General features: G+C 55.1%; 35 protein-coding genes and 1 tRNA gene. 14 read left to right on the forward strand and 22 right to left on the reverse strand.

All coding sequences use genetic code 11. The features are described 5' to 3' along the window. Window positions 1–9: 9 nt before the first annotated feature. Genes AC3WN7_RS17185 through AC3WN7_RS17205 form a run of 5 tightly spaced genes read right to left on the reverse strand, consistent with a single transcriptional unit; the run spans window position 10 to window position 2,888 of the window. Entirely contained in the window at window positions 10–510 is a 501-nt protein-coding gene (locus AC3WN7_RS17185) for a hypothetical protein (protein ID WP_102674406.1), read from the reverse strand. Further along, the gene (locus AC3WN7_RS17190) at window positions 510–1,292 is read right to left on the reverse strand and encodes an ATP-binding protein (RefSeq protein WP_102674405.1); all 783 of its coding nucleotides are present in this window, start codon (window positions 1,290–1,292) and stop codon (window positions 510–512) included. Before AC3WN7_RS17190 ends, AC3WN7_RS17185 begins: the two co-directional genes overlap by 1 nt. Next, on the reverse strand, window positions 1,273–2,127 hold the full coding sequence (locus AC3WN7_RS17195; RefSeq protein ID WP_256585676.1) for a phage replication initiator YdaU family protein: 855 nt from the start codon (window positions 2,125–2,127) through the stop codon (window positions 1,273–1,275). Before AC3WN7_RS17195 ends, AC3WN7_RS17190 begins: the two co-directional genes overlap by 20 nt. Window position 2,128: 1 nt before the next feature. Next, window positions 2,129–2,626: a YmfL family putative regulatory protein gene (locus tag AC3WN7_RS17200; RefSeq protein ID WP_102674404.1), complete on the reverse strand. Its 498-nt coding sequence runs from the start codon at window positions 2,624–2,626 to the stop codon at window positions 2,129–2,131. Between the two features lie 40 nt (window positions 2,627–2,666). Beyond that, the gene (locus AC3WN7_RS17205) at window positions 2,667–2,888 is read right to left on the reverse strand and encodes a Cro/CI family transcriptional regulator (RefSeq protein WP_081500267.1); all 222 of its coding nucleotides are present in this window, start codon (window positions 2,886–2,888) and stop codon (window positions 2,667–2,669) included. Window positions 2,889–2,966: 78 nt separating this feature from the next. On the opposite strand from AC3WN7_RS17205, the gene AC3WN7_RS17210 reads away from it, so the two are divergent. From AC3WN7_RS17210 to AC3WN7_RS17240, 7 genes are all read left to right on the forward strand, one after another. Beyond that, window positions 2,967–3,749 (forward strand): LexA family transcriptional regulator, encoded by a 783-nt coding sequence (locus AC3WN7_RS17210; protein WP_102674403.1) that lies wholly within the window; start codon window positions 2,967–2,969, stop codon window positions 3,747–3,749. 152 nt (window positions 3,750–3,901) lie between these two features. Continuing rightward, on the forward strand, window positions 3,902–4,150 hold the full coding sequence (locus AC3WN7_RS17215; RefSeq protein ID WP_102674402.1) for a DUF1654 domain-containing protein: 249 nt from the start codon (window positions 3,902–3,904) through the stop codon (window positions 4,148–4,150). Between the two features lie 323 nt (window positions 4,151–4,473). Further along, window positions 4,474–4,923 carry a tellurite resistance TerB family protein gene (locus AC3WN7_RS17220; RefSeq protein ID WP_102674401.1) on the forward strand — a complete coding sequence of 150 codons (450 nt, stop codon included), beginning with the start codon at window positions 4,474–4,476 and terminating at the stop codon, window positions 4,921–4,923. Window positions 4,924–5,188: 265 nt separating this feature from the next. Further along, on the forward strand, window positions 5,189–5,389 hold the full coding sequence (csrA, locus tag AC3WN7_RS17225; protein ID WP_102674399.1) for a carbon storage regulator CsrA: 201 nt from the start codon (window positions 5,189–5,191) through the stop codon (window positions 5,387–5,389). Between the two features lie 150 nt (window positions 5,390–5,539). Further along, a complete protein-coding gene (locus AC3WN7_RS17230; protein WP_102674398.1) occupies window positions 5,540–5,812 on the forward strand; it encodes a hypothetical protein in 273 nt (90 codons plus the stop codon). Continuing rightward, window positions 5,809–6,270 carry a hypothetical protein gene (locus tag AC3WN7_RS17235; protein WP_102674397.1) on the forward strand — a complete coding sequence of 154 codons (462 nt, stop codon included), beginning with the start codon at window positions 5,809–5,811 and terminating at the stop codon, window positions 6,268–6,270. Before AC3WN7_RS17230 ends, AC3WN7_RS17235 begins: the two co-directional genes overlap by 4 nt. A gap of 81 nt (window positions 6,271–6,351) precedes the next feature. Continuing rightward, window positions 6,352–6,735, forward strand: coding sequence for a hypothetical protein (locus tag AC3WN7_RS17240; protein WP_102674396.1), 384 nt, complete (start codon window positions 6,352–6,354; stop codon window positions 6,733–6,735). Here AC3WN7_RS17240 and AC3WN7_RS17245 read toward each other — a convergent pair. Both AC3WN7_RS17245 and AC3WN7_RS17250 read right to left on the reverse strand, forming a co-directional pair. Further along, entirely contained in the window at window positions 6,721–7,230 is a 510-nt protein-coding gene (locus AC3WN7_RS17245) for a hypothetical protein (protein ID WP_102674395.1), read from the reverse strand. The genes AC3WN7_RS17240 and AC3WN7_RS17245 overlap by 15 nt on opposite strands. A gap of 86 nt (window positions 7,231–7,316) precedes the next feature. Continuing rightward, a complete protein-coding gene (locus AC3WN7_RS17250; RefSeq protein ID WP_102674394.1) occupies window positions 7,317–7,997 on the reverse strand; it encodes a hypothetical protein in 681 nt (226 codons plus the stop codon). A gap of 265 nt (window positions 7,998–8,262) precedes the next feature. On the opposite strand from AC3WN7_RS17250, the gene AC3WN7_RS17255 reads away from it, so the two are divergent. After that, a complete protein-coding gene (locus AC3WN7_RS17255; protein ID WP_102674393.1) occupies window positions 8,263–9,372 on the forward strand; it encodes an HNH endonuclease in 1,110 nt (369 codons plus the stop codon). 602 nt (window positions 9,373–9,974) lie between these two features. On the opposite strand, the gene AC3WN7_RS17260 is transcribed toward AC3WN7_RS17255, so the two are convergent. The 3 genes from AC3WN7_RS17260 to AC3WN7_RS17270 all read right to left on the reverse strand — a co-directional run bounded on the left by AC3WN7_RS17260 (window position 9,975) and on the right by AC3WN7_RS17270 (window position 11,731). Then, window positions 9,975–10,799: a DUF2971 domain-containing protein gene (locus tag AC3WN7_RS17260; protein ID WP_102674392.1), complete on the reverse strand. Its 825-nt coding sequence runs from the start codon at window positions 10,797–10,799 to the stop codon at window positions 9,975–9,977. 141 nt (window positions 10,800–10,940) lie between these two features. Further along, complete coding sequence (locus AC3WN7_RS17265; RefSeq protein ID WP_158247838.1) at window positions 10,941–11,441, reverse strand: hypothetical protein; 501 nt, start codon at window positions 11,439–11,441, stop codon at window positions 10,941–10,943. Between the two features lie 50 nt (window positions 11,442–11,491). Then, window positions 11,492–11,731 (reverse strand): hypothetical protein, encoded by a 240-nt coding sequence (locus AC3WN7_RS17270; RefSeq protein ID WP_102674389.1) that lies wholly within the window; start codon window positions 11,729–11,731, stop codon window positions 11,492–11,494. A gap of 84 nt (window positions 11,732–11,815) precedes the next feature. Between AC3WN7_RS17270 and AC3WN7_RS17275 the strand changes: the two genes are divergently transcribed. From AC3WN7_RS17275 to AC3WN7_RS17285, 3 genes are all read left to right on the forward strand, one after another. Next, on the forward strand, window positions 11,816–12,076 hold the full coding sequence (locus tag AC3WN7_RS17275) for a hypothetical protein (protein WP_102674388.1): 261 nt from the start codon (window positions 11,816–11,818) through the stop codon (window positions 12,074–12,076). Window positions 12,077–12,282: 206 nt separating this feature from the next. After that, the gene (locus AC3WN7_RS17280) at window positions 12,283–12,495 is read left to right on the forward strand and encodes a hypothetical protein (protein WP_095943640.1); all 213 of its coding nucleotides are present in this window, start codon (window positions 12,283–12,285) and stop codon (window positions 12,493–12,495) included. Continuing rightward, complete coding sequence (locus tag AC3WN7_RS17285) at window positions 12,495–13,607, forward strand: phage integrase Arm DNA-binding domain-containing protein (RefSeq protein ID WP_102674387.1); 1,113 nt, start codon at window positions 12,495–12,497, stop codon at window positions 13,605–13,607. Before AC3WN7_RS17280 ends, AC3WN7_RS17285 begins: the two co-directional genes overlap by 1 nt. 89 nt (window positions 13,608–13,696) lie before the next feature. Here AC3WN7_RS17285 and AC3WN7_RS17290 read toward each other — a convergent pair. From AC3WN7_RS17290 to thrS, 9 genes are all read right to left on the reverse strand, one after another. Continuing rightward, window positions 13,697–13,773, reverse strand: a tRNA-Pro gene (locus AC3WN7_RS17290). 89 nt (window positions 13,774–13,862) lie between these two features. Further along, the gene (locus AC3WN7_RS17295) at window positions 13,863–14,219 is read right to left on the reverse strand and encodes a MerR family transcriptional regulator (protein WP_003179985.1); all 357 of its coding nucleotides are present in this window, start codon (window positions 14,217–14,219) and stop codon (window positions 13,863–13,865) included. Further along, on the reverse strand, window positions 14,200–14,502 hold the full coding sequence (gene ihfA, locus AC3WN7_RS17300; protein WP_002553164.1) for an integration host factor subunit alpha: 303 nt from the start codon (window positions 14,500–14,502) through the stop codon (window positions 14,200–14,202). Before ihfA ends, AC3WN7_RS17295 begins: the two co-directional genes overlap by 20 nt. Window positions 14,503–14,505: 3 nt before the next feature. Beyond that, window positions 14,506–16,884: a phenylalanine--tRNA ligase subunit beta gene (gene pheT / locus AC3WN7_RS17305; protein ID WP_102674386.1), complete on the reverse strand. Its 2,379-nt coding sequence runs from the start codon at window positions 16,882–16,884 to the stop codon at window positions 14,506–14,508. A 26-nt stretch (window positions 16,885–16,910) separates the two neighbouring features. After that, window positions 16,911–17,927, reverse strand: a complete 1,017-nt coding sequence (gene pheS / locus AC3WN7_RS17310) for a phenylalanine--tRNA ligase subunit alpha (RefSeq protein WP_007975711.1) — start codon at window positions 17,925–17,927, stop codon at window positions 16,911–16,913. Between the two features lie 109 nt (window positions 17,928–18,036). Beyond that, window positions 18,037–18,393: a 50S ribosomal protein L20 gene (gene rplT, locus AC3WN7_RS17315; RefSeq protein ID WP_007905879.1), complete on the reverse strand. Its 357-nt coding sequence runs from the start codon at window positions 18,391–18,393 to the stop codon at window positions 18,037–18,039. A gap of 28 nt (window positions 18,394–18,421) precedes the next feature. Further along, window positions 18,422–18,616, reverse strand: a complete 195-nt coding sequence (gene rpmI / locus AC3WN7_RS17320; RefSeq protein ID WP_002553160.1) for a 50S ribosomal protein L35 — start codon at window positions 18,614–18,616, stop codon at window positions 18,422–18,424. A gap of 60 nt (window positions 18,617–18,676) precedes the next feature. Continuing rightward, window positions 18,677–19,228: a translation initiation factor IF-3 gene (gene infC / locus AC3WN7_RS17325; protein WP_172435703.1), complete on the reverse strand. Its 552-nt coding sequence runs from the start codon at window positions 19,226–19,228 to the stop codon at window positions 18,677–18,679. Further along, window positions 19,228–21,150 (reverse strand): threonine--tRNA ligase, encoded by a 1,923-nt coding sequence (thrS, locus tag AC3WN7_RS17330; protein ID WP_102674385.1) that lies wholly within the window; start codon window positions 21,148–21,150, stop codon window positions 19,228–19,230. The genes infC and thrS overlap by 1 nt, the downstream gene beginning before the upstream one ends. A 374-nt stretch (window positions 21,151–21,524) precedes the next feature. Between thrS and AC3WN7_RS17335 the strand changes: the two genes are divergently transcribed. Both AC3WN7_RS17335 and AC3WN7_RS17340 read left to right on the forward strand, forming a co-directional pair. Further along, on the forward strand, window positions 21,525–21,827 hold the full coding sequence (locus tag AC3WN7_RS17335) for a hypothetical protein (protein WP_095965338.1): 303 nt from the start codon (window positions 21,525–21,527) through the stop codon (window positions 21,825–21,827). Between the two features lie 291 nt (window positions 21,828–22,118). Further along, window positions 22,119–22,331: a cold-shock protein gene (locus tag AC3WN7_RS17340; protein WP_003179963.1), complete on the forward strand. Its 213-nt coding sequence runs from the start codon at window positions 22,119–22,121 to the stop codon at window positions 22,329–22,331. 70 nt (window positions 22,332–22,401) lie between these two features. Here the strand turns inward: AC3WN7_RS17340 and AC3WN7_RS17345 are convergent, their stop codons facing one another. Together AC3WN7_RS17345 and AC3WN7_RS17350 are read right to left on the reverse strand one after the other, a co-directional pair. Beyond that, window positions 22,402–22,722 carry an I78 family peptidase inhibitor gene (locus AC3WN7_RS17345; protein ID WP_102674384.1) on the reverse strand — a complete coding sequence of 107 codons (321 nt, stop codon included), beginning with the start codon at window positions 22,720–22,722 and terminating at the stop codon, window positions 22,402–22,404. 169 nt (window positions 22,723–22,891) lie between these two features. Next, window positions 22,892–23,197, reverse strand: a complete 306-nt coding sequence (locus tag AC3WN7_RS17350; protein WP_007975706.1) for a hypothetical protein — start codon at window positions 23,195–23,197, stop codon at window positions 22,892–22,894. 135 nt (window positions 23,198–23,332) lie between these two features. Here AC3WN7_RS17350 and AC3WN7_RS17355 point away from each other — a divergent pair, with 135 nt between their 5' ends. Further along, a complete protein-coding gene (locus tag AC3WN7_RS17355; RefSeq protein ID WP_102674383.1) occupies window positions 23,333–23,545 on the forward strand; it encodes a hypothetical protein in 213 nt (70 codons plus the stop codon). 33 nt (window positions 23,546–23,578) lie between these two features. Here AC3WN7_RS17355 and AC3WN7_RS17360 read toward each other — a convergent pair whose 3' ends face one another. Then, entirely contained in the window at window positions 23,579–24,607 is a 1,029-nt protein-coding gene (locus tag AC3WN7_RS17360; protein WP_102674382.1) for a nucleoside hydrolase, read from the reverse strand. Window positions 24,608–24,628 lie beyond the last annotated feature (21 nt).

Consider the following 24,628-nt stretch of genomic DNA (forward strand, 5'->3'; position numbering starts at 1 on the left):
ACTGGTCCATTAGCCCCCCTTCAGCAGAGATTGCAGCAGCTTGAAATTGTCGAGTGCTTCAGCGTTGACCTCACGCTCTGTCTCAACCGAAAGAGCCACTTCCTCGATACGCGCGGCGAGCTTCTTCATGCGCTGACCGACCTCCTCGGCAAAGCTGATTACCTCGCCGGACAGCACCGCCAATGTATCCAGAGCGCTACCCTCTAGTTTCTTGGTGGTAGCCACGGCCGGCTTGGTTTCTTTCGACATGTTCTGTTCTCTCTGGGGCGTGATGGTGATGGCGGTACGCTGGAAGTGTCCGTTAACGGGTTCGCGAATGAGGCCTGCGTCCTTCAACTCGCCAAGACCACGACGTATGGCCGGAAACTGGGCACCCGTGGTTTCGGCAACCATCAACGAATTGAAAATATCGTGAGCACTCCAGCGCTCCTGGATTGGCACGACTTGAAATACTTTGCGGGCGAGCGACGATTGCCCGGCGAGCATGTTTTGTTGCTTGGCGGCGTTCATCAGAAGCCCTCCTTACCGCGTTGAGATTCCCACTCGAATGCCACGCCGATGCAGCCGTTTTCGCGGATGCGGTCGACACAACGCGCACCAATGGCGTCGTTCAGTTCGGTGGGAGACAGGTTGCTGACGATGATCGTCGGACGGCATTGCTCGTAACGACCATTGATGATGCTGAACAGAGTGGCCAGCTCGAACTCGCTCTGCTTGGTTGCACCGACTTCATCGAGCACCAGCAGGTCCGCGCCAATCACCTCACGCAAGATGTGTGCTTCGGACTCGCCTGAGCGATCATTGAACGTCGCACGAATCTCGCCGATGAGCGTGCCCACCGTGCGGTAAATCGCCTTGACCATGCATTCGTTGATCAGATGACTGGCCGAGGCAATGGCCAGGTGGGTCTTGCCGGTACCGACCTTCCCCAACAGCAACATGCAGCGCCCTTCCCGGCGATGCTTCGAAAAGTTGTCGACGTAGTCGCTGCACGCATCCAGGGCAATCTGCTGGGCCGGATTCGACACGACGAAATCGGCGAATGTCTTTTCCGCGAAACGCTTCGGAATCCGGGCGCTTGAGTGCTGAACTATCCGAAACTGACAGCGCTTGCGCTCGAGCTCTTGCATGTCGCGCTTGTTGCTCGCGCAGATGGGGCAACCAGACAGGCTGCCGTCCCTGAGAATGACCGCCGAGTAACCGCCATGATCCAGGCAGCTCGCCGGCTGACGGCCGATGACACCGAATTTGCGGTCCATTTGAGCGCCGAAGTTAGAGACGGAAAGTGCCATTGGCGTTCTCCTTGGTGCCGGCCTTGTAATCGCGAGTGTCGAAGCCGGAGTGTCGGCTGGCCGGAGGTGGATGTGCGGGGTTGACCGTTTTGTCGGGGAAGATCCCGGTCCATCCGTTGCTGATCGAAAGGGTCAGCACAGAATCGGGGGTTGGATGGCTCGCCAAAGCCTTGGCCTGTTGTTCACAACTCTTGGCGGTGAGGGGTTTGTGGATTTCCTTGCGGTGCTGACACCAGTCGGACCAAACCTCAACGCTGACGTTTTCCGGCTTGGCCAACAACGGGTCAAACTTTGGTGACTTTCCTGGCGCGTTAGCGCCCTGTTTCTCCTGATTACTGGTTACCTGATTGGTACCCTGATTACTGGTACCCTGATTTGTCGGAAATATTTCCGACCCTCCTCGGATTTTTTTCCGACCCTGTTCGGATATTTTTCCGACCTTACTCGGAGATTTTTCCGAGGTAGATCGGATTTTTTTCCGACCCTCACACACCTCAGAGGTCGGATATTTTTCCGACCCGTCCAACTTGCGATTCCACTCTTTGGCCTTCTCGGTCAAACGAAACAAACTGATGTTTGCCGTGTGGGATAGTTCGATCAGCCCTGCGGTCTCGAGCCCTTTGAGAAGTCGGTACGCGGTATCTGGTTTGTCGGTGAGCAGGGGCAATTCCTCGACGATTTTCCCCTTGCTCAATGCAAAGAAAATCCCCTTATCGGTCTTGATTGGCCTTGCCCAGCTGGGGCACTCGTAGACAAAGGAAAACAGCAGCGCCTGTTGCGAGTTCAACCCCCACTCCAGCGCTTTCACCTGGTTGATCGTGATCGTGAACTGCATATCAACCCTTCCCGCTTGGCGGTGGGGCTGGGCGTTTCGATTTGTGCAGCTCAATCAGTGCGGTCACCTCCTCGTGCCGGGCAGCCAAGTGCTTGGCGTGCAAGGCCAGAATTTCTGCGGCTTCCGCAGCAGTGATTTCACCGTCCTCCAGCGCCAGGGCAAGAAACTGGTCAACCCGACCACGCTTCACAGAGGTACGCAACGAGCGCTGGTGCATGTCTACGTTGTCCAGATCGCCAACCTCAGGCAGGCGAACAAAAACGCCGCCGTACATCGCGCAGATGTAGTCCGGCAAGAAGGTGGTTTTGGCTTCTGTCTCAAGCGTGCAGACCTCATCGTCGGTGAGGGGCTTGACGCCTGCTGACTCGTAAATCCGGTTCTTGAAACGCTTGAGATTCTCCTCGCCAAGAAAGTCAGAGGCGTATACAAGTCCACCAGGGAATGCATTGGCGGAGGCAATGACTGCTTTGCGACGGGTGTCTAGCACTGGCGATTTCATCGTCTAGTTTTCTCTCGGCGCCGTTGCGCTCAAAGTTTGCTCATGAAATGGGCAGCATCCGGCGACGCGACCTTTTGGCGCTTTGGACCGGGAATGGTCTGAGCTCTTCAGCGGTGAAAGAGCCATCTGCGTGCTCCGTAACAAATACGTCACGCCCTGCCTGCAGAGCTTTATTTACTGAACTTTGGGTCATGCCTAACAAATTTCCGGCCTTGGTCTGCCCCTTCTCGGTAGCAAATTGGCTGAGGGTGATTTGACGCACTGTCCGATCTCCGGTGGTGTATCTGAGGCGATAATATCTCCCATGGAGCTTTTTTAATCAACTCCAAAGGAGATGGCAATGTATCTCCACCGGGAATATTCTTCGGAAATGAAAAATGACAGACGACCATTACTTGACTGGGAAAAGACGGAGTGCGCCGCATTAAAAGCGGAGCTGGCTTCCTACAATGCGCGTGCCCCTAAAGGTGAGAAGCTGACTCAAGAAGAGATCGCGCTCTCCGTAGGCATGAGCCAAGGCACGCTTAGCAGTCACTTGAATGGTAACCGTGCGCTCAACAAGGAAATGGCAGCTGAGATAGCTAAAATGCTTGGCATACCCGTAGAGCGGTTTAGCCCCCGGATCGCAAAAGAAATCTCTGATTTAGCGATTGCTGCCAATGCTGTTCCATCAGTCGAATCATTGCAGTCAAACGTCGAACCAGGCCCGCCAATTACCAGCTCTCCTCGTCGAATCGATATTGTTGGAACAGCGCAACTCGGTCACGAAGGCTACTGGACAAGTCTTGACCAGGCTGCTGGCTGGGTTGAGACCTACTCCAGAGATGAGGACGCCTATGCACTCCGACTTAAGGGTGATTCGATGGCTCCGGCAATTCGTAGTGGTTGGATCGCCGTTTGCGAGCCCAATCACCGCCTAGTGCCAGGTGAGTATGTGATGATCACCACTACCGATGGCCAAAGCATGGTCAAGGAACTTCTCTTCGAAACCGATGAAGAAGTCAGCCTCATGTCGATAAACACGGCATACGGTGAACGACTGACGATCGCTCGGTCTGATATCGAGAATATTCATTACGTAGGGGCAATCCTTGCCCCAAGTAAAGTATTGGGCAGAATCTAAATCTGATCCGCTCAATTTGCCCCCCTGGATCCCTCCCTCCTAAAGCCCGCCAACAGCGGGTTTTTTATTAAATGATTGTTTTTAATCATTAATATTTAGCACTATCAAGGCAAACCGCTCAGTGTAGATCCATACACAAATGGAGCAGTGCTATGGCAAAACCACAAAACAAACCAACATTGCCGGACTCATTTGAGCTTCTCGGTCTCCGCATCCAAAAAATCATTAGCGCCCCAACCGCTCAGAAACGAAAGACAGCCGTCATTCGTAAAACCTCAGATGAATGCCCACAAGATTGGAAGCGACTCCTTGAGGACATAGCCGATACCGAAGACGTAACGTTGAGCCCAGAAGAAGACGACGCCATCCGTGTCTCCTGGAGACTGCCTGCCAATATTTGATCGCCATAAAAACTCGCGCAATGCGGGTTTTTTTTATGGCCATAGGAATATTTATCTCCCGTGGAGTTGACTTCAATAGCTCCGCAGGAGATATTTAAGTCGTTGCCACGAAATAGACCGGCGACGCGGGATCTCCCGCCGCTCTTTAACAACCTCACCGATACAAGGCTGTCACCAGCAAAAAGACTAACGCACCCGGCGTGGGCGACTCCCACCTAAGTGCGCCGTATCTGAGTCCCGCTGACAGCCCAATCAGATTTCACTTCATAGCCTTGCCAGCAGGGCTATGTGGGAAATCCCCTCCCCTGCAATGAGGAAACACCATGTTCGGAATGAAAAAGCTTTTCGGAAAGCAAGTCGGCAACGCCCAGGCCGAAATGAAGAAGGTCGTTAACCGCGACTTGATGCAGGCCATTGTCGGCGGCGGCCTATTGGTCGCTGCAGCTGATGGTGAGATTGAAGCCAGCGAGGTTTCCAAGCTGGATGAGTTGATCCGCTCCAACCCGAATTTGACGCACTTCGGCAGCGAGATCACCGAAACCATCAATCGCTTCACAGGCCAGTTGAACGCCAACTTCCAAGTAGGTCGATTGGCGATCAAGCGTGAACTGGCCGACATCAAAAACGTTCCGGCCGACGCGGAGGAAGCCTTCGTCAACATTCTTGCCGTTGCCCAAGCTGATGGTCTGATCGAGCCAGCGGAGTTGGTGGTGCTGAAGGAAATAGGCATGCATTTCGGTCTGCGCCTAGCTGACTACGGCATCGAGGCATGAAGCCCGCGACAAAAGTTCTGCTGACCCTGCTGGCACTGATCGCCGGCGGCATGTTGCTGAGCAACCTAGCATCTCGGGCCACTTGCTCCTACTACGGCGTCCAGACTGACCGAGAGACCCGCTACGCCGCCTTTGTTGGCTGCATGGTTCAGGTTGACGGAGCGTGGTTCCCTCGCAATGAAATCCGCGTAATGCAGTGACGTTTCACTGATGCCGCTTCTTACAAGGCGGCATTGGGAAACCAACTAATGCAAGGAAATGGACAATGCTGATTTTGACTCGTAAAGCAGGTGAAAGCATCAACATAGGCAATGACATCACGATCACCGTACTGGGTGTGAACGGCCAACAGGTACGCATCGGGACAAGCGCGCCCAAGGATGTCGCTGTGCATCGAGAAGAAATCACGCAGCGCATTCAGGCGGGCCTATCGACGCTCCCGATGGCAACACCAGCGATCACTTAAGCGGGTCTTCGTGACGCAAACAATAGCCCGGTTTCGATCGGGCTTTTTTACGCCAGCCTTTTATCAATCAGCCCCCTTCCCTGCCCAATGGCCAGCAGCAGGTGGCCAGGGTGCTGATGAGTACACCTAACCTACTCCGAGGAATCAACCATGCATCCATCATTTCAAGAGCGCATCGATGAGGTCGGTGAACTGCTGCAACGAACAAAGGCCGCCCGCTCCGGGTTCTACAGTCGTGTTGATCGACGAGCCCTAGACAAACCAGTGCGTTACCAAGTCGCCGGCGGAAGCTTCGGCATGTATCAGATTAAAGACCGCACCACCGGCAAGACTCGCGCCTTCCGTAACGACTACAAGGCCGCTCACGAACTCGCCATGCAGTTTGAAGCAAAGGCCAATCGCCAGATTGCGGTGACGCAATGAAAAAGCGAAAGCCCAACAACATGCGTACCCGGATAGAGCGAGCGAGCCGGGCACTGCTCAATTCCAATCACGTCGCGGTGGTCCACATCGACCCCACCGGACGCCAAGGGATGCTCAATCGGAAGAGCTGCAAGAGCATCCCGCCAGGACAACGCATGGCCGAAGCCGTCTGCGACTTTGCCCATCGCTGGACGATCTATATCAGCGTCCAGTGCCGCGATCAGCGCGGCCACCGCTACACCAAATCGGTAGAGGTCGCCCCTCAAGGCAACTATCTGGCCGCCCACCTCGAAGACGTGATCGAGGACACCTACAAAGCCCTGGTCGCCGAAAGCAATCCAAATCATCGGGTCGCTTCGGGCTGGATTGCCATTCCTGCCGAGGTCTCGCTGACAGAAGAACAGGCGGCTCGTGTGTTTGACGCCGTAGGTGTATGGAATCAGCAGAGGGCAGCATGAGACGCATCAGCAACCAAGTGCGCCAGCGCCGACGACAGACATGGCTGGATCTACCAGCCCACGGAATTGAAGAGGCAGTCTATGGCCGAGGAACAGCAGGAGCCGACGGCGGAAGCCATGAAGCAGCGCAGGAAGCGCGAGAAGAAAGCTACGGACGATGCAGCGAAGGGAATCGGCGTATTCAAGATTGAGGTGGCAGGCGTGTTCATGTCGGACCTCAAGCGCCTGATGAAAGAACACGGCTTCAACAACCAGCAGGAGCTGTATCAAAACCTCCTGCGCAATGTGATTGCCGCCGACTTCGAGACTGCCGCGTGGATGCTGCGGAGTGTCACGACACCCTACGAGATATCCGAAAAGGTGTCGCAGTCATTCCGCACCCAGAGCCTCCGCGCCCTGGCAAAAGATCCAGGCGAGCCAGACGACGAAATCATTAATCCATCACATGGATCAATCAGACGGTAATCCGCGCGAAGTAAGCGTTCGTTTCAGTTTCTCCAACGCAGATTGAAGCTTGGCCGGTTCTGCTTTCAGGTCTTCCATAAACCAAAGCACCCCTGTCAGATACCCAACTATCAGGTCTTCGGCCTTTATGAACACAGTATCGTTTGAGCTATTGGAAGCACAGTGTGCACTGCCATAGGTGTAAAGGATTTTGCGAATAGAGCTGTCGTTCTGATTGGCAGAGGATTCAGCAGTCCCTGTGTGTAGCAGACCGTTACGAGCCTCCCAAAGCTCACTTGCTGTGCAAGCCATCGGATTCTTGGAAAGCATGTATCCCTCCACCCAAGCCTTGAAATCCTTTGCAGATGAGCGCTCTTGAGGAATCGATAGCCAAGCCATCTGGTCGATGCCTGCGTATGTAAGCATCACTGCGGGAACAAGATGACCCGCATCGCGTAGTGTTCCGACCGCATCGGTCATCTTCTTGGCAAAAGAGAAAACTTCAAACTCGCTCATCACAGCTCCTTGATCCGGCTCCGTACCGGGCCGGGTCGAACAGAAATACCCCACTTCAACGAATCACGCCAGCCTACCCATCAATTCTATACGCGAAGTAAGCCAGGCCCCCGATTTGGCTCTGGTGGAATCGGAACCATCTTAAATGACTGAGAGCCATAAGCCCCTTCATCATTTTTATAGTTAAATGTAAAAACAACCTCAGAATGCTCATCAAGACTGCTTAAATACAGATGAAAATTTACCGCTACCCCATGGAGAAGTGAAGAAAAATAAGCATGAGGAAGCCTGTATGCTGCATTGTCAACAGAGATACTTAAATCAGTAATTTTGTTTCCAGCATTAGTTATGCTACCAACAAAAAGATACTCATCATTTTGCAAATAGCCGTAGACCTCCCTAAATGCAAAAATCGGCTCCAATGCCGCGAGTCGACGGTCGCGTTCTATCCTGATCTGTTCTAACTCGGCTGAAACTTGCTCTCTTGCCACCGACACCATTTCCTTTTGTTGCTCTACCGAGTTCTGCAATTCCACCGCCTGAAGTTGCAAAGCATCTGAACTCAACTTTAGTTCCCTACCTTGCTGCAGAAATCCGAGCACCAACCATAGGAAAGCTATAGGACCAAATACACCCGCTAGGAAGTCTCCTAATTCATTAAGCTTAAGATCTTGAAATTCTTGAAACTTAAATCCCACGGTTACTGAAATTAATAGCAAATAAACAACAGTACCTATGCCACCCCACAACTCCAGCTTTTTTCCCATACCCAACTCCTAAGTCCAACTTCATGCCGAGTCGGACACAAATACTCCACTTCAACGAATCACGCCAGCCGGCAAAGCCGCCTTCTCACCCATCAAATGCGGGAACGTCTGCAGCGGCATTGGCGCTGCGAGCATGGCTCGGCATCGACTGGGCACCTGAACCGCCTGGCTCACCGCGATAAGCTACCATTTCGCTATTGCACGAAATTGCTCGGCAGGTGAGCATTCATCACCCGGTGAATGCCCCGTCCACAAGGAAGTCACTTTGAAATTACCTACCGTCAAAAAAGAAAAGCTTGAACGCGCGCTAAAACTGTTCGACGAGAAGTTTCGGCACAGGCCAAAGTGGAAGGACTGGATGGACAATCAAGCTCAACGCTATGCGATTAGCGCGAACAACCAACTTTACCCCCCGAAGAAGATCGTTTCTCTGGCTACAGGCACTCCGGTAGGTGACTTCTCTGGTGGAAAGCCTACAAACGGATACCTGGAGCGTCACGGGTTCATGATCGTTGACCTTCCACGAACATCTGAGCCAGAACTTCGGTTTGTGATTGGCCAGGTTTACGACAGGCAAACAGAAATACATAAGTTATTTGGTGGCAGCCACCGGAACGGAATCTCAGCATCAGCACGGTCTCCGGCGATCTTTATTTTCACTGGGAACTCAGGCGAACAGTATGGGTATACGGACACGCGTGATGAAAATGGGGTTTTTGCCTACACGGGTGAAGGCCAAACCGGCGATATGACACTCACCAATGGAAACCTTGCGATTCTCGAACACGCCGTAAAAGGTAAGGCTCTTCACCTATTCGAGTCGTTAGGAAAAAGCCAGGGTCAACGCTATCTGGGAGAGTTTTATTGCGCGAATCATGAGTGGGGCCGTGGGCCAGACAAGAAAGGGAATGATCGAAAAGTAGTCATTTTTAACTTGTTTCCTATGGGGCTAGAAATCGACCTTCAATACATCGCTGATGATGAGGAGGATGATGATGATTTGGATCCGAGCATGACGCTGGCCGAGGCAAGGCGACTAGCTCTAGCTGCTGCAAAAGCTGGTGCAAGCGCAGGCAAGGGATCCGCTCTTAGGACAGTTTATCGTCGTAGTAAACGCATAGCGGACTATGTGTTGAAAAGGGCACTCGGAAAATGCGAGAGCTGCAACGAGGACGCACCATTCAAAAAGAAAAATGGTTCACCTTATCTCGAACCCCACCACATCAATCGACTTTCCGATGGAGGCCTGGATCACCCTCGATACATTGGGGCGATTTGCCCAACTTGCCATCGTGAAATTCACCATGGCGAGAACGGCCATAAAAAGAACGAAAAGCTTAAAGCTCACATCTTTAGCATCGAACCACAGTCGTAATCTACATATGAGAGCAATTGCATTAATAGTTGCTCTCACCTATTCCGCGGCAAGCCAGCAAGCGATTGCCCTGACGGCCCGCGCTACAGGGCGATCGGGAACAGCAAGGCGGTCACTGTCGTGCGCTGGGTCGGGATGCGGATTCTGCGGCAGCTCGACGGTCTGGGTTGATCAGTCCCACAGATTGTTTTGCGCCTCAATAAGCGGTTGCAATGTTCCACGTTCCCTCTGACTCCGGAGCCAGTCCTTGCTCCTGGGTACGTTGAAAACTCGAACGTTGTTACGCATCAATTGAAGCGCAGTTCCAGAGATGCGATACCAGCCGCAGCCCGCACAATCCACCAGCCGGCCTTCTTGAACATCAGGGATATCCGTCGCTGGCTCATCACAAACAAAGCATCGCATAACTCACCTCCATTATTGTTCGCTGAACTGTAGCTGATCCCTTACCACCCTCCCCCCGGGCATGCCCCGGCGAAAGACGGATCAGGTCCGGCTGATCGGCAACAGCGTCTGTCCCGATGAAGCGGAAGCCCTGGTCAGGGCCAATGCCGTCGACGTCATCGAGCTTTACCAACGACTGGCCGCTTAAAGAGGCGGGATCAGGGCGCCCTGTAAGGAATGTTGGATTTAACTACTTTTATTTGGCGACTGTTACCCCATCCCTGCTTCAAGCCCTCGTGTTCTATATTTGAAACAAATGCCTTCATCGCAGTATAGGCGAGGTCTTGGTCGCGCATAGGCCCAATGTGAATTGCTTTAATACATTCAAATGCAAATTTAACAGTAGTATATGGAATCAATAAGCTTCCCCGCTGGCGAAATTTTAAATCCGAGCTTGGTATCGATAAGTCAATGGCACATCGAACCTCATGCTCTTCATAAAAATTTTTATCTTTGAATGTAGACGCGGTTCTCACGAGAGTAGATAGGTGAATCAAGGAATCTTCTTGGATTTCATCGCCAAATTCCTTAAAGTCTCGTGCGAGTCCTTGCACCGACTGACTGACATCTTCAGCAGCTATTTTAATCTTTAACTCTCGATCATACACACAGTCAAAAAGTTCAACATCTCCCAAAAGTAGATCACTATCAAACTCTATCGCATAAGACCCATAAGCTCTCCATTGACTAAGCTGGTCGACCGACTCACTGAACGAACAGACAAACGTAGGTTGATTATCAATCCAATCTGACATATGACTATCGAATGCAAAACTCAACTCATTTATAGCTTGAAGAATAAACGAATCGCCGCTCTCCGCACCCTTCTTCAACTCTGAAAGGGCGTCAAGTATAAACACTACGCCATCATTTAATTCCTGAGAATCGTTTAAAAACCGTATGTCGGTCAGCCAAAATTCTCGATTCTCTAGAATAGATTTCACAGCGCCAACGTCTGTGTAATGAAAAAGACTGTCCGCCATTTTGTCGCCCCCATTATTAATGGATATCGACTATACCGACGAGGTCCCCCCATGCCCACAGAAAACCAATCCAACTCAGTCACCACGCCGCGTCAGGGCATGGAGTACTGGGACAAAATCTGCTCACTCAAGCACTACGGCTTACTGCACTCGCCCGACGGCAAGCGCGTAGTTAAGGCCAAGGACATCGGCAATTGAATCGACAAGTACGAAGCACAGCAAATCGTTGATCAGGCACAGGACAACATCAATCAGTTTCGCAGCGAGCGTGACGCCTTGCAGCAGCACCTGAACGCAGCGGATCAGCGACTTGATGACCGCGAGGGCACGTGCGAGTGGAGCCAAGAGGACGACTCCGGAATCTGGAACAGCGACTGCGGTGTGGCCTGGTCCTTTCATGAGGACGGACCGACAGAGAACGGCATGCAATTCTGCCACTCCTGTGGGAAGACGCTGGTTGTCGAGGCCGCTGACGCAGATCCCGAAAAGGATGACGACTGGCACATGAACCCATGTACGCAAGGTCACCGAGATGTCGGCGCGTCCGGCGGCGTAGCGAGCTGCTACCAGTGCGACGAAAAGATAGTTGCCGACACCACGCAGGAAGCCTTCGAGCGCTGGAACGCAACTCACGCCCAGCACTAATTCCCTCCCCCTTCAAAGTCAGTGGCGATAGCGGCAAATACTCGACGTCAGGGATAGGGTACAAAATCTCCTAACCACTCTCGGGCAATCGGGACCGCGTACTCAAGCAGTTCAAGCGGAACATTCTCAGCGAACAGGGTCACCTCAAAACGAAGCGTTTCGTCGTTTCGAAAGATTTCAAACAACGGGCCGTTGTTATCTCTCCAGCATTCCATCGCAAGGCCATCGTGACCTTCGACAACGCTTGAAGCACAGCAAAACCAGTATTCAACTCCGTGTACGACCATCCCCCACCTCCATTTTTTTATGGCGGCAACGATACCTCTCCCTGATGTGGATTTGATAGCCGCTATAGCGGCAAGGACGAAGTCATGCCTGAAGAAATTGCCGCGTCCTTGCGAGAGCGGATCATCGAGTACATGCGAAAGAACGAGAAATGTGTCCGCGGCTGGTTTCCCATCTGGTGGTTCAAGTTTCACGTCTCCGGCGCCCACGACACCCCCGAGATTCGCCGGGAACTGGAGAGGATGAAACGTGATGGGTTTGTCGAGGCCGATCACAGCCAGAGCAACAACACCAAATGGAAGCTGACCGAAAAATCCAGCGAGATGACCCCAAGGCCATCCCAATAGCAGCGCCGCTCTACATGCTCTGGCTCATATACAAGGGGCCGCGGCGGTAAGGGTTCACCTCACCAGTCACTTCAGGAGGGGAGCTGTGCAACGCAACTGGCGAGGTGAACCAATAAACCGTAGCTCACCTTCAAAGCGTGCCTCACGCCCTTCATCAGAATTCCAAACACCCACCCTCTGCCGCCACGCGCGGCATGGAGCATCCAATGAAAAAAGAACTGATCAAGATCAGCGAGTTTCAGCGCCGGCGCTGGGGCGAAAACGGAACCCCGCAATGCCCCCAGGCAATTCGCAACCACATCCGCAACGGCATAGTCCCCGGCGAGCAGATCGGGAAACTCTGGTACGTTGACTGGACCGCATTCACCCGCTCGGACGGCAACGACCTGGTGGCGATGGTATTGAAAGGAGCTGCATGATGGCACCACGGCCGCGCAACACTGCGAACAAGAGCCTTCCGCAGAACCTGTACTTCGATGCGCGGCGCTCGACTTATCGCTACCGCCGGCCAACCGACGGCAAGTGGTTTCAGTTCGGTACCGACCGCATCAAGGCAATCGACGCCGCGAAGCAGTTGAATCTGGAGTTCATGCGTGGAGCCGACCTGGTCGGTGCTGTGATGAACACCTCTACCGAATCGTTTGCCGGATTCCTGGATACCTACGAACGCGACGTGCTGCCTCCCCGCGAGCTGGCCAAGGGCACGCTCAATCTGTACGCGGTGCACTTTCGGCGCTTCCGTAAGCAATTCGAAGGGAAAGCAGTCGATCAGATTACGATCCGCATGATCGCGGAGATGCTGGACGTACTCACCCCGCGCACCGCGAACCAATGCCGGGCCCTACTGATCGACATCTTCAACCATGCAGCGGCCAAGGGCCTGTGCCCGGACAACCCGGCAGCCAGCACCATCAACCGGATCGAAAAGAAACAACGGAAGCGCCATACCGTCGAAGGCTTGATAGCCATCCGGGAGAAATCACCAGCCTGGTTACAGAATGCGATCGACCTCGCCCTGATCACTGCCCAGCGCCGAACGGACATTCTGGACATGCGGTTCGACGGAGTTCGGGAGGGGTTTCTGTACTTGGTGCAGAAGAAGACGGCCAAGGCCAGTGACGCGGCGTGGATTCGCTTTCGAGTGACGCCCGAGCTACAGGCTGTAATCAGCCGCTGCCGTGACGACACCGCGTCGCCATACTTGGTGCATCGAAAGCCTGATCGCCGGAAACAGAAGCAGGCGCAGACTAAGGACCACTGGACGAAGGTTGAGGAAAGGTATTTGACGCGAGCATTCAAAGAAGCCAGGGAGGCAGCGAATTGCTACGCAGGATGGAAGGAGGAAGAGATGCCAGGCTTCCACGAAGTGCGAGCGCTGTCGCTGCACCTGTACAAGAAAGCCGGAAAGGATGGGCAGAAGATCGCAGGCCATGCGAGCGAAGGCATGACCAAAAACTATCAGCGGGACCACGAGGAAATCATCTGGACCGAGGCAATTCCGGACCTGAATATCAGCGAAATCACTGGGTAGTTTTGCGCCAGTTTTGCGCGGGTTTTGCGCAGGCACAAAAAAGCCGATCTATCTGATCGGCTTAAGTGTCTGATTTTACTCAGGAATAATGGTCGGGACGGAGTGATTCGAACACTCGACCCCTAGCACCCCATGCTAGTGCGCTACCGGACTGCGCTACGCCCCGACTAGGCGTGTTACCCGTTCCTCATCTCGAGGAACGCTCAAGAATATATCGCAAGCTTTTGAAAACTGGAAGTATTTAAAAGCAGGAATTTATTTCTTGAGTACCACCAGAACATCTTCGAGCTCGGCGATCATCTGGCGGATCATTTGCTTGTATTGGGTGGTGTCGTCTTTGGCCTCATCACCGGACAAGCGCAGGCGCGCTCCGCCGATGGTGAACCCCTGATCATAAAGAAGCGCGCGGATCTGCCGGATCATCAGCACGTCCTGGCGCTGATAATACCGGCGGTTTCCGCGGCGCTTGACCGGGTTGAGCTGAGGAAACTCCTGCTCCCAGTAGCGCAGCACGTGTGGTTTTACCGCACACAGCTCGCTGACTTCACCAATGGTGAAGTAGCGTTTGCCCGGGATGACGGGGAGCTCGTCGTTATGACTTGGTTCCAGCATAAGCCTCAACTCGGGCCTTCAACTTCTGCCCTGGACGAAAGGTGACCACACGGCGAGCCGTGATCGGGATTTCTTCCCCCGTTTTCGGATTGCGGCCAGGCCGCTGGCGTTTGTCCCGAAGGTCGAAATTGCCGAAACCGGACAATTTGACTTGTTCGTTGTCTTCGAGAGCGTGCCTGATTTCTTCAAAAAACAGTTCGACCAATTCCTTGGCCTCCCGTTTATTCAGGCCCAGCTCTTCATACAGACGTTCCGCCATCTCAGCTTTCGTCAGAGCCCCCATACGTCACTTCCTTAACGTGGCGTTCAACCTTTGTTCGAGCGAGGTGAGGATGTTTTGCGTTGCGGTATTCACCTCATCGTCATTAAGAGTGCGCGATGGATGCTGCCAGGTCAAGCCGACTGCGAGGCTTTTTCTATCAGGATCAATGCCTTTACCCTGATACACGTCAAATAGCCTGAGGTCTGTCAGCCATTCGCCTGCATTTTCACGGATTACGTCCAGCACAGCCGTGGCTGCAACATCTTTGTGCGCAATCAGTGCAAGGTCACGACGCACTTCAGGAAAGCGCGATAACTCGTGGAATTCAGGCATTTTGCCCGACGCGACTTCCGCCAGAACCAGCTCGAAGACGAAGACCGGACGGTCGAGACCGAGGGTTTTCGACAATTCGGGGTGGATCGCGCCAATGAAGCCGACCAGACGACCATCGCGTTCAATGCGTGCGGTTTGGCCCGGGTGCAATGCCGGGTGCTTGCCAGGCACGAAAGTGAACGCATCCAGGGCGCCGGCGAAGCCCAGCACCGCTTCCACGTCAGCCTTGACGTCAAAGAAGTCGACGGTATCGCGACCCTGTGCCCAGCCTTCCGGCAACCGACTGCCACAAACCACACCGGCGAGCATCGGCTCTTGCTTCAGGCCTTCGAGCTGACCGACAAAACGCAGGCCGCTTTCGAACAGACGTACGCGATCCTGCTGGCGGTTCAGGTTGTGCTGAAGCGCCTTGACCAGACCCGGCCACAAGGACGAACGCATCGCGGCCATGTCATTGGAGATCGGATTGGCGAGCAGCAACGGCTCAACACCCGGATTAAACAGCTCGAACTGTTTCGGATCGATGAAGCTGTAGGTAATTGCTTCCTGATATCCACGGGCAACCAGCAGGCGGCGCAGTTCAGGCAGGTCGCTACGGGCTTCGGCCTTGGCTTGCGGCGCCAGACGCGCTTGCGGATAACGAACCGGCAGACGGTTGTAGCCGTACAGGCGTGCCAGTTCTTCGATCAGGTCGACTTCCAGACTGATATCGAAGCGATGGCTTGGCACTTCTACACGCCACTGCCCTGCCCCGTCGGCAGTAATGGTCAGGCCCAAGGCATTGAGCAGACGCTCCACTTCAGCCGAATCCATTTCCATGCCCAGCATCTGGGTAATGCGCTGGGCACGCAGGGTGACCGGAGCAATGTTCGGCAGGTGCTGTTCGCTGACGGTCTCGATGATCGGACCCGCTTCACCACCGGTGATTTCCAGCAGCAGGCCAGTCGCGCGCTCCATGGCCTCGCGGGCCAGTTGCCAGTCCACGCCACGCTCATAGCGATGGGATGCATCGGTGTGCAGGCCATAGGAACGGGCCTTGCCTGCCACGGCGATCTGGTCGAAGAAGGCGCTTTCCAGGAACACATCACGCGTGGTCGCGGACACACCGCTGTGCTCGCCACCCATGACGCCAGCGATTGCCAGTGCGCGGGAGTGGTCGGCAATCACCAGCGTATCGCTACGCAGGCTGACTTCCTGACCGTCGAGCAGCACCAGCTTCTCACCGTCTTCGGCCATGCGTACACGGATGCCACCGTTGATTTCGGCGAGATCGAAGGCGTGCAGTGGCTGACCCAGCTCCAGCATCACGTAGTTGGTGATGTCGACGGCAGCATCGATGCTGCGCACATCCGCGCGACGCAGGCGCTCTACCATCCACAGCGGTGTAGGCCTGGACAGGTCGACGTTACGGATCACACGACCCAGATAACGCGGGCACGCGGCTGGCGCCAACACTTCTACCGAACGCACTTCGTCATGCGCGGCAGGCACCGAAGCCACCACCGGACGGACCACTGGAGCGGCGTACAAAGCACCCACTTCACGGGCCAGGCCGGCCAGGGACAGGCAGTCGCCACGGTTCGGGGTCAGGTCAACCTCGATGCTGGCGTCTTCCAGGTCCAGGTAAACGCGGAAATCCTTGCCCACCGGCGCATCGGCCGGCAGTTCCATCAGACCGTCGTTACCTTCACCGACCTGCAGCTCGGATTGCGAGCACAGCATGCCGTTGGATTCAACGCCACGCAGCTTGGCCTTCTTGATCTTGAAGTCACCTGGCAACTCCGCGCCGATCATGGCGAAAGGAATCTTCAGGCCCGGGCGCACGTTGGGCGCACCGCAAACCACCTGGAAGGTTTCCGAGCCGTTACTGACCTGGCACACGCGCAGCTTGTCGGCGTCCGGGTGCTGCTCGGTGCTCAGCACCTCGCCAACCACCACGCCACTGAAAACACCGGCGGCCGGCGTAACGCTATCGACCTCAAGACCGGCCATCGACAGACGAGCAACCAGCTCATCGCGACTTACCTGCGGGCTAACCCAGCCACGCAGCCATTGTTCACTGAATTTCATCCTGCTCTCCTAAGAATTCGTTACGACTAGCGAAATTGCGCGAGGAACCGCAAGTCGTTGTCGAAGAACAGACGCAAGTCGTTCACGCCGTAACGCAGCATGGCCAGACGCTCAACGCCCATGCCGAAGGCAAAGCCCGAGAACTCTTCCGGGTCGATACCGGACATGCGCAGCACGTTCGGGTGAACCATGCCGCAGCCCATCACTTCCAGCCAGCCGGTCTGCTTGCAGACGCGGCAGCCTTTACCGCTGCACATCACGCATTCCATGTCGACTTCAGCGGATGGCTCGGTGAACGGGAAGTAAGAAGGACGGAAACGCACCGCCAGCTCTTTTTCGAAGAACACCCGCAGGAATTCTTCGATGGTGCCTTTGAGGTCGGCGAAATTGATGTCGCGATCGATCAGCAGGCCTTCGACCTGGTGGAACATCGGCGAGTGGGTGATATCGGAGTCGCTGCGGTATACGCGGCCTGGGCAGACGATGCGGATCGGCGGCTGCTTGGACTCCATGGTGCGGACCTGTACCGGCGAGGTATGGGTGCGCAACAGCATGTTCGCATTGAAATAGAAGGTGTCATGCATCGACCGGGCCGGGTGATGGCCTGGGATGTTGAGCGCTTCGAAGTTGTGATAGTCGTCTTCGACCTCAGGGCCTTCGGCGATGCCGTAGCCGATGCGGGTGAAGAACTGTTCGACGCGTTCCAGAGTGCGGGTAACCGGATGCAGACCACCAGAGGTCTGACCGCGGCCAGGCAGGGTCACGTCAATGGACTCGGCGGAGAGTTTGGCAGCCAGATCGGCTTCTTCAAACAATGCCTTGCGCGCATTAAGGACCTCTGTGACACGCTCCTTGGCAACGTTGATCAGCGCGCCGACCTGCGGACGCTCTTCTGCCGGCAAATTCCCCAGGGTCTTCATCACCTGAGTCAATTCACCCTTCTTGCCAAGGTAGTGAACCCGGATTTGCTCCAGGGCATTGATATCTTCAGCGCTTTGCACAGCCTCTAGTGCTTGAGAGACGAGCGCATCCAGGTTTTCCATGTACAGACTCCAGATACAAAATAGGGGAAGAGCTTGAAGGCTCTTCCCCTATTTATGACGTTTAACACCTGACCCCACAGATGCGAGGCCGGGTGACTGTCGGGGGTACTTAAGCCAAGGTGGCTTTAGCTTTCTCGACAATCGCAGCAAACGCCGCTTTTTCGTTCACTGCCAGATCAGCCAGAACCTTACGGTCGATCTCGATGGACGCTTTTTTCAGGCCGGCGATGAAACGGCTGTAGGACAGACCGTTGATACGAGCACCAGCGTTGATACGAGCGATCCACAGAGCGCGGAACTGACGTTTTTTCTGACGACGGTCACGGTAGGCGTATTGGCCTGCCTTGATTACCGCTTGCTTGGCAACACGGAATACGCGGGAGCGTGCGCCGTAGTAGCCTTTAGCAAGTTTCAGAATTTTTTTGTGACGCTTACGGGCAATGACGCCACGCTTTACACGAGCCATGAGTTACTTCCTCTATTCTTGACTAAAATTAACGAAGGCGCAGCATGCGCTCGACTTTTGCCACGTCAGACGGATGCAGCAAGCTGCTACCGCGCAGTTGACGCTTACGCTTGGTCGACATTTTGGTCAGGATGTGGCTCTTGAAAGCGTGCTTGTGCTTGATACCGTTAGCAGTTTTCAGAAACCGCTTAGCAGCACCACTTTTGGTCTTCATTTTTGGCATGTTCGGATACTCCGCATTCAGTTGATAAACATAATCAGAAGGCCTGCCGTGCCCTGTTGATTACTTCTTCTTTTTCGGGGCGATGACCATGATCAGCTGGCGTCCTTCCATCTTAGGATGCTGTTCGACCGAACCGTACTCGAGCAAGTCACCTTCAACTCGCTTGAGGAGTTCCATCCCCAGCTCCTGGTGGGCCATCTCACGGCCGCGGAATCGCAAGGATACCTTGGCCCTGTCCCCGTCACTCAGGAAACGTACCAGGTTGCGCAGTTTTACCTGGTAATCCCCTTCCTCCGTCCCTGGACGAAACTTGATTTCTTTAACCTGAATCTGCTTCTGGTTTTTCTTGGCCGCAGCAATCTGCTTCTTCTTTTCGAAGATCGATTTGCCGTAGTCCATCAGTTTGCAAACAGGTGGTACTGCATCGGCGGAAATCTCCACCAGATCCAGCTTGGCCTCTTCAGCCTTAAGAAGCGCGTCTTCGATTGACACAATCCCGAGCTGTTCACCTTCAGCCCCAATTAACCGAACCTCGCGTGCCGAGATATTCTCGTTGATCGGGGCTTTCGGTGCAGTTCGTTTATCTTGTCTCATTTCACGCTTAATAATAATTACTCCGAATCTTGGCGACCACGCCGGGAAACCGCTTGGGCGAGGAACTCAGCGAACTGGGCGACGGGCATCGAGCCCAGGTCAGCACCTTCACGAGTACGCACAGCGACAGTCTGCATCTCGACTTCCCGATCTCCGATAACCAAGAGATAAGGAACCTTGAGCAAAGTATGCTCGCGGATTTTAAAGCCGATCTTTTCATTTCTCAAGTCAGACTTGGCACGAAACCCGCTTTCGTTGAGAGTTTTTTCCACTTCGGCGGCAAAATCAGCCTGTTTATCAGTGATATTCATCACCACTGCCTGGGTCGGAGCCAGCCACGCAGGGAACGCACCCTCGTAGTGCTCGATCAGGATTCCGACGAACCGCTCGAAGGACCCCAGGATCGCCCGGTGCAACATCACCGGGTGCTTGCGACTGTTGTCTTCGGAGACGTATTCGGCTCCCAGACGCACAGGCAGGTTAAAATCGAGCTGCAGGGTACCACATTGCCAGACGCGACCGAGGCAATCTTTCAGCGAGAACTCGATCTTCGGACCGTAGAACGCACCTTCGCCCGGCTGCAGATCGTACGGCAGGCCCGCGCTGTCAAGGGCTGCGGCCAGTGCCGCTTCGGCGCGATCCCAAAGCTCGTCGGAACCGACGCGTTTTTCCGGACGAGTGGACAGCTTCATCTCGACATCTTTAAAGCCGAAATCGGCGTAGACGTCCATGGTCAGCTTGATGAACGCGGCGGACTCGGCCTGCATCTGCTCTTCGGTGCAGAAGATGTGGGCGTCGTCCTGGGTGAATGCGCGCACACGCATGATGCCGTGCAAGGCACCCGATGGCTCGTTACGGTGGCAGGCACCGAACTCGGCCAGGCGCATCGGCAGCTCGCGGTAGCTCTTCAGGCCCTGGTTGAACACCTGCACGTGGCAAGGGCAGTTCATTGGCTTGATCGCGTAGTCGCGGTTTTCCGACTGGGTGGTGAACATGTTGTCGGCGTAGTTGGCCCAGTGCCCGGATTTCTCCCACAGGCTGCGGTCAACGACTTGCGGCGTCTTGATTTCGAGATAGCCGTTGTCGCGCTGAACCTTGCGCATGTACTGCTCGAGCACCTGGTACAGAGTCCAGCCGTTCGGGTGCCAGAACACCATGCCCGGCGACTCTTCCTGGGTGTGGAACAGGCCCAGGCGCTTGCCGATCTTGCGGTGGTCGCGTTTTTCGGCTTCTTCGATGCGCTGGATGTAAGCCGCCAGTTGCTTCTTGTCCGCCCATGCGGTGCCGTAGACGCGCTGCAATTGCTCGTTCTTGGCATCGCCACGCCAGTAGGCGCCGGACAGCTTGGTCAGCTTGAAGGATTTCAGGAAGCGGGTGTTCGGCACGTGCGGACCGCGGCACATGTCGACGTATTCTTCGTGATAGTACAGACCCATGGCCTGTTCGTTCGGCATGTCCTCGACCAGGCGCAACTTGTAGTCTTCGCCACGGGCCTGGAACACTTCGATCACTTCGGCGCGCGGAGTGACTTTCTTGATCACGTCGTAATCTTTCTCGATCAGCTGCTGCATGCGCTGTTCGATGGCCGCCAGGTCGTCCGGAGTGAAAGGACGTTCGAAGGCGATGTCGTAATAGAAACCTTCGTCGATGACCGGACCGATGACCATTTTGGCGGTCGGGTACAACTGCTTGACCGCATGGCCAACCAGGTGGGCGCAAGAGTGGCGAATGATCTCCAGCCCCTCTTCATCCTTTGGCGTGATGATTTGCAGCGACGCGTCGCTGTCGATGATGTCACTGGCGTCGACCAGCTTGCCATCGACCTTGCCGGCAACGGTGGCCTTGGCCAGGCCTGCACCGATGGAGGCGGCGACCTCGGCTACGGAAACCGGGTGATCGAATGAACGTTGACTGCCGTCGGGAAGAGTAATAGTTGGCATGGCGCCTCCTCTCCTAGTGGTGACCCCTACCAAAGGTCACGTGGGTTGGGATGAGCCAGTACAAGATCCGGTCCAGGCCATTCAATGACGAACGCCTGCCTTACAGCGGCAGGAGCCTTGCGGCCAACCGGAAAACCGAACCAGAGTGACTGGGATTCAAATCAGGGTTAATCGTGCATCTGCCGCGACCGGGACTGAAGGTCCGCCGGAGCCTGCAAACGCCCGAGCGGGGCATGCTAGCACAGATGAACGGTGGTAGCTGCGCAGAGGCTTTCCAACGCGGCAAATCAGCTGCTTTTATGCCAGAGTGATGAACTTGAGCCGCGCGTTAGCGCTCAGATAACAAGACATCGACCTCAAAGGAGCATCCTGGCATGCGTCTGAATCGTTTTTTCGCTGTAGTCGCACCAATCGTTCTGCTGCTGCCGCTGGCCGCCCACGCCGAATGGCCAAAAGGTGAACGCGAGAAGTACATGTCTCAGTGCGTGCCTGCGGCCGCGCAAAAAATCGGTGAAGCCGCGGCCAAAGCCCACTGCGCTTGTGGTGCGGATGCAATCAAGTCGTTCCCGGCCAGCGACATCCAGGCATTGATGGATAACAAAGCCAGTGACGCCATGAAACAGAAAGCCTTTGACCAGATTGCAGCCTGCAAGGCTGGGAACAAAGCCAAAAAATAAGCACAGATCGGCGTTTTCAACCCTGTTTTACTGGCAAAAAGCCCCCGAAACAGGCCATTCCGTACAATTTATGAAGGTTTTACAGCTTTTTTTATCGCCTTCACTTTCGGCTAGAAGCCTTATAAAACGGGGCTTCCAGCCATTTCAAGGCATAAAGAAACCACGACTGATCGGCAAACAGCTCACCCGGGGGGGTCCCAAACCGAACATTTCGACTATGATACTCGGGTGTGCCCAGTTGGCCTGAGCAGCACAGTACTACTGAAAATATATGTTTCTTGGAGATACACCATGTCTAATCGCCAAACCGGCACCGTTAAATGGTTCAACGATGAAAAAGGCTTCGGCTTCATCACTCCTCAAGGTGGCGGTGACGACCTGTTCGTACACTTCAAAGCTATCGAAAGCGACGGTTTCAAAAGCCTGAAAGAAGGCCAGACTGTTTCCTTCGTGGCTGAGAAAGGCCAAAAGGGTATGCAAGCTGCTCAAGTTCGCCCAGAGTAATTTCCAGGCGCACTAAAAAAACCCCGTCCATGTGACGGGGTTTTTTATGGATGAAACAAAAGCCTGGGGATCAACCGCAGTTGACCCGGGTGACCACCCTGCTGGCATCGGTGTTCAGGTTCAGGCGATCGGAACGGTACTCCAGCGTCACCATATCGGTTGGCAGCAGGAACCGCGCGCTTTGCGCCCCTGCGCGGGTACGCGCCTGCTCAAGCAACTGCGGCGATGCCTGTTTGCCGATGGTGAACTCGGCAGCCTTCGCCTCACAGCGGCTGTGACCCGTGTCAGTCGTCGCAACATCCGCAGGTGCCGACTCCGTAGAGGCAGTGCTGCAACCGGCCAGCGTGGCAACGGCCAGCAAAGTACCCAATGACGCGAGCTTCCAAGGCATGAAGCCTCCTTATTCAATGATTAAGCTGAGATCGTGCGACAACCAGACTGGCGTTTGGTTTCACAGGCAGGCAGTGCCAGCACCCTGCCCGCAATCCGGACGAGCCGCGATTCTGCCTGAGCGCCGCCCTCCCCTTAATCACTGAATCGTGACTGAATATGAACAACGCTCAATAGACGTCGATGTAGTCGTAAGGCGGATTGGGCCAGTTCTCTTTCAAGGCATTGAAGATCTGCATGACCCAGACTTCATCGCTGGCCGCGACCCGTCCGACATATCCGGAGCCCTTGGCCCAGGTTTCGAGCCGGAACAACAACCCGTCGATATCGGTACCGCCCACGACACCCGAGGAGATATAGGCAATGCCTCCCTTGGTGACCCGCAACTGGGTGTGCTCATCGTCACTGGCGCCGGCCAGCAACTGACGCACGGCCTCGAGGGTCAGGCCATCCGGGGAGTTCAAATCGATCTGCACAGCGTGCTCCTTGAAAATTCGACAGAGACCAAGTGTCGCATAGCCCTTCTTTCATGCCTAAGTCGACGTGTCAAAAGCCCCGCAAAATGGTTAACTCGGCACTCAGACCTCCCCCCCGACTTCACGAGTGCCATCATGACCACCGTAAGTATCGACGCTGACATCAAGGCAAAGTGGCAGGACGGCCACAGCTCCTACAGTCCAGGCAGCACGGAAGAGCTTGCCATTATCGGTATCGACCTGCTGGTCAGGGACCTTGGAACCGAAGCCGCCCAATCGTTCATCGAGCAGATTTTCGAGAAGCACCTGTCGGACCAGAAGGGCGACGCTGCCAGCGGGCGGGAGTGAACCCCGCAGGCAGGCAGCTGCGGGGCATGCAGCTTATTTCAGACGGGCCAGACGCTCGGTCAGCAGATCGAAGAAGCCCTGGGCATCGCCGCTTTCAACCCAGAACGCATTCTTCGGCGCTTTCAAGCCGTCATACCAGTCAACGATCGTTTGCCCGAAAGTCGGCCCCTCGCGGCTGTCGACCACCACATTGACCGAGCGACCGCTGAACAATTGCGGCTTGAGCAGGTAAGCGACCACCGTGGCGTCATGCACCGGGCCACCCGAAATGCCGTAGTGTTCCATGTCGCCTTTGATGTATTCATTGAGAATGTCGCCCACCAAACGGCTGGCATTGTTGTTCAGCGCAGCAATCTGTTTCAGACGCGCTTCGCTGGTCAGGATCTTGTGGGTCACATCCAGCGGCAGGTAGGTCAGCTTCACGCCACTCTTGAGCACCACTTCGGCGGCTTGCGGATCGGCGAACAGGTTGAACTCGGCCACTGGCGTGATGTTGCCGCCGTTGAAGTGCGCACCGCCCATGACCACCACTTCCTTGATGCCCTGGACGATACCTGGCTCCTGGATCAGCGCCAGGGCCAGGTTGGTCTGCGGGCCAAGCATGGCGATGGTAATGCTGTGGGGCTCGGCGGATTTCAGGGTGTCGATCAGATAAGCGATGGCACTGCCCTTGGCCAGGCCTTGTTTGGGCTCATGCACGGCAATGCCGGACAACCCTTCCTTGCCATGAATGTCCTCGGCATAGATGGGTGTGCGCATCAGGGGCTTGGGCGCACCCGCATAGACCGGCACCTCTTCGCGCCCCGCCCATTCCCGGGCCAGTCGCGCATTGCGCGAGGTCTTGTCCAGGCGAACGTTGCCCGCAACGGTGGTCAGCGCCCGGACATTCAGCTCGTCCGGCGACGCCAGGGCGAACAACAGGGCAACGACATCGTCAGCCCCCGGATCGGTGTCGATGATCAAGTCGATTTTTTGCGCCGCCTGGGCGTTCGTTGCGGTAATCAGGGACAAAAGCAGCAGACTCCGGAGCAGTTGGTGCAGTTTCTGAGCATAGCGATACATGGCGCACTCCTTGTGCATGGG

Source organism: Pseudomonas sp. FW305-70 (genome assembly GCF_058783925.1).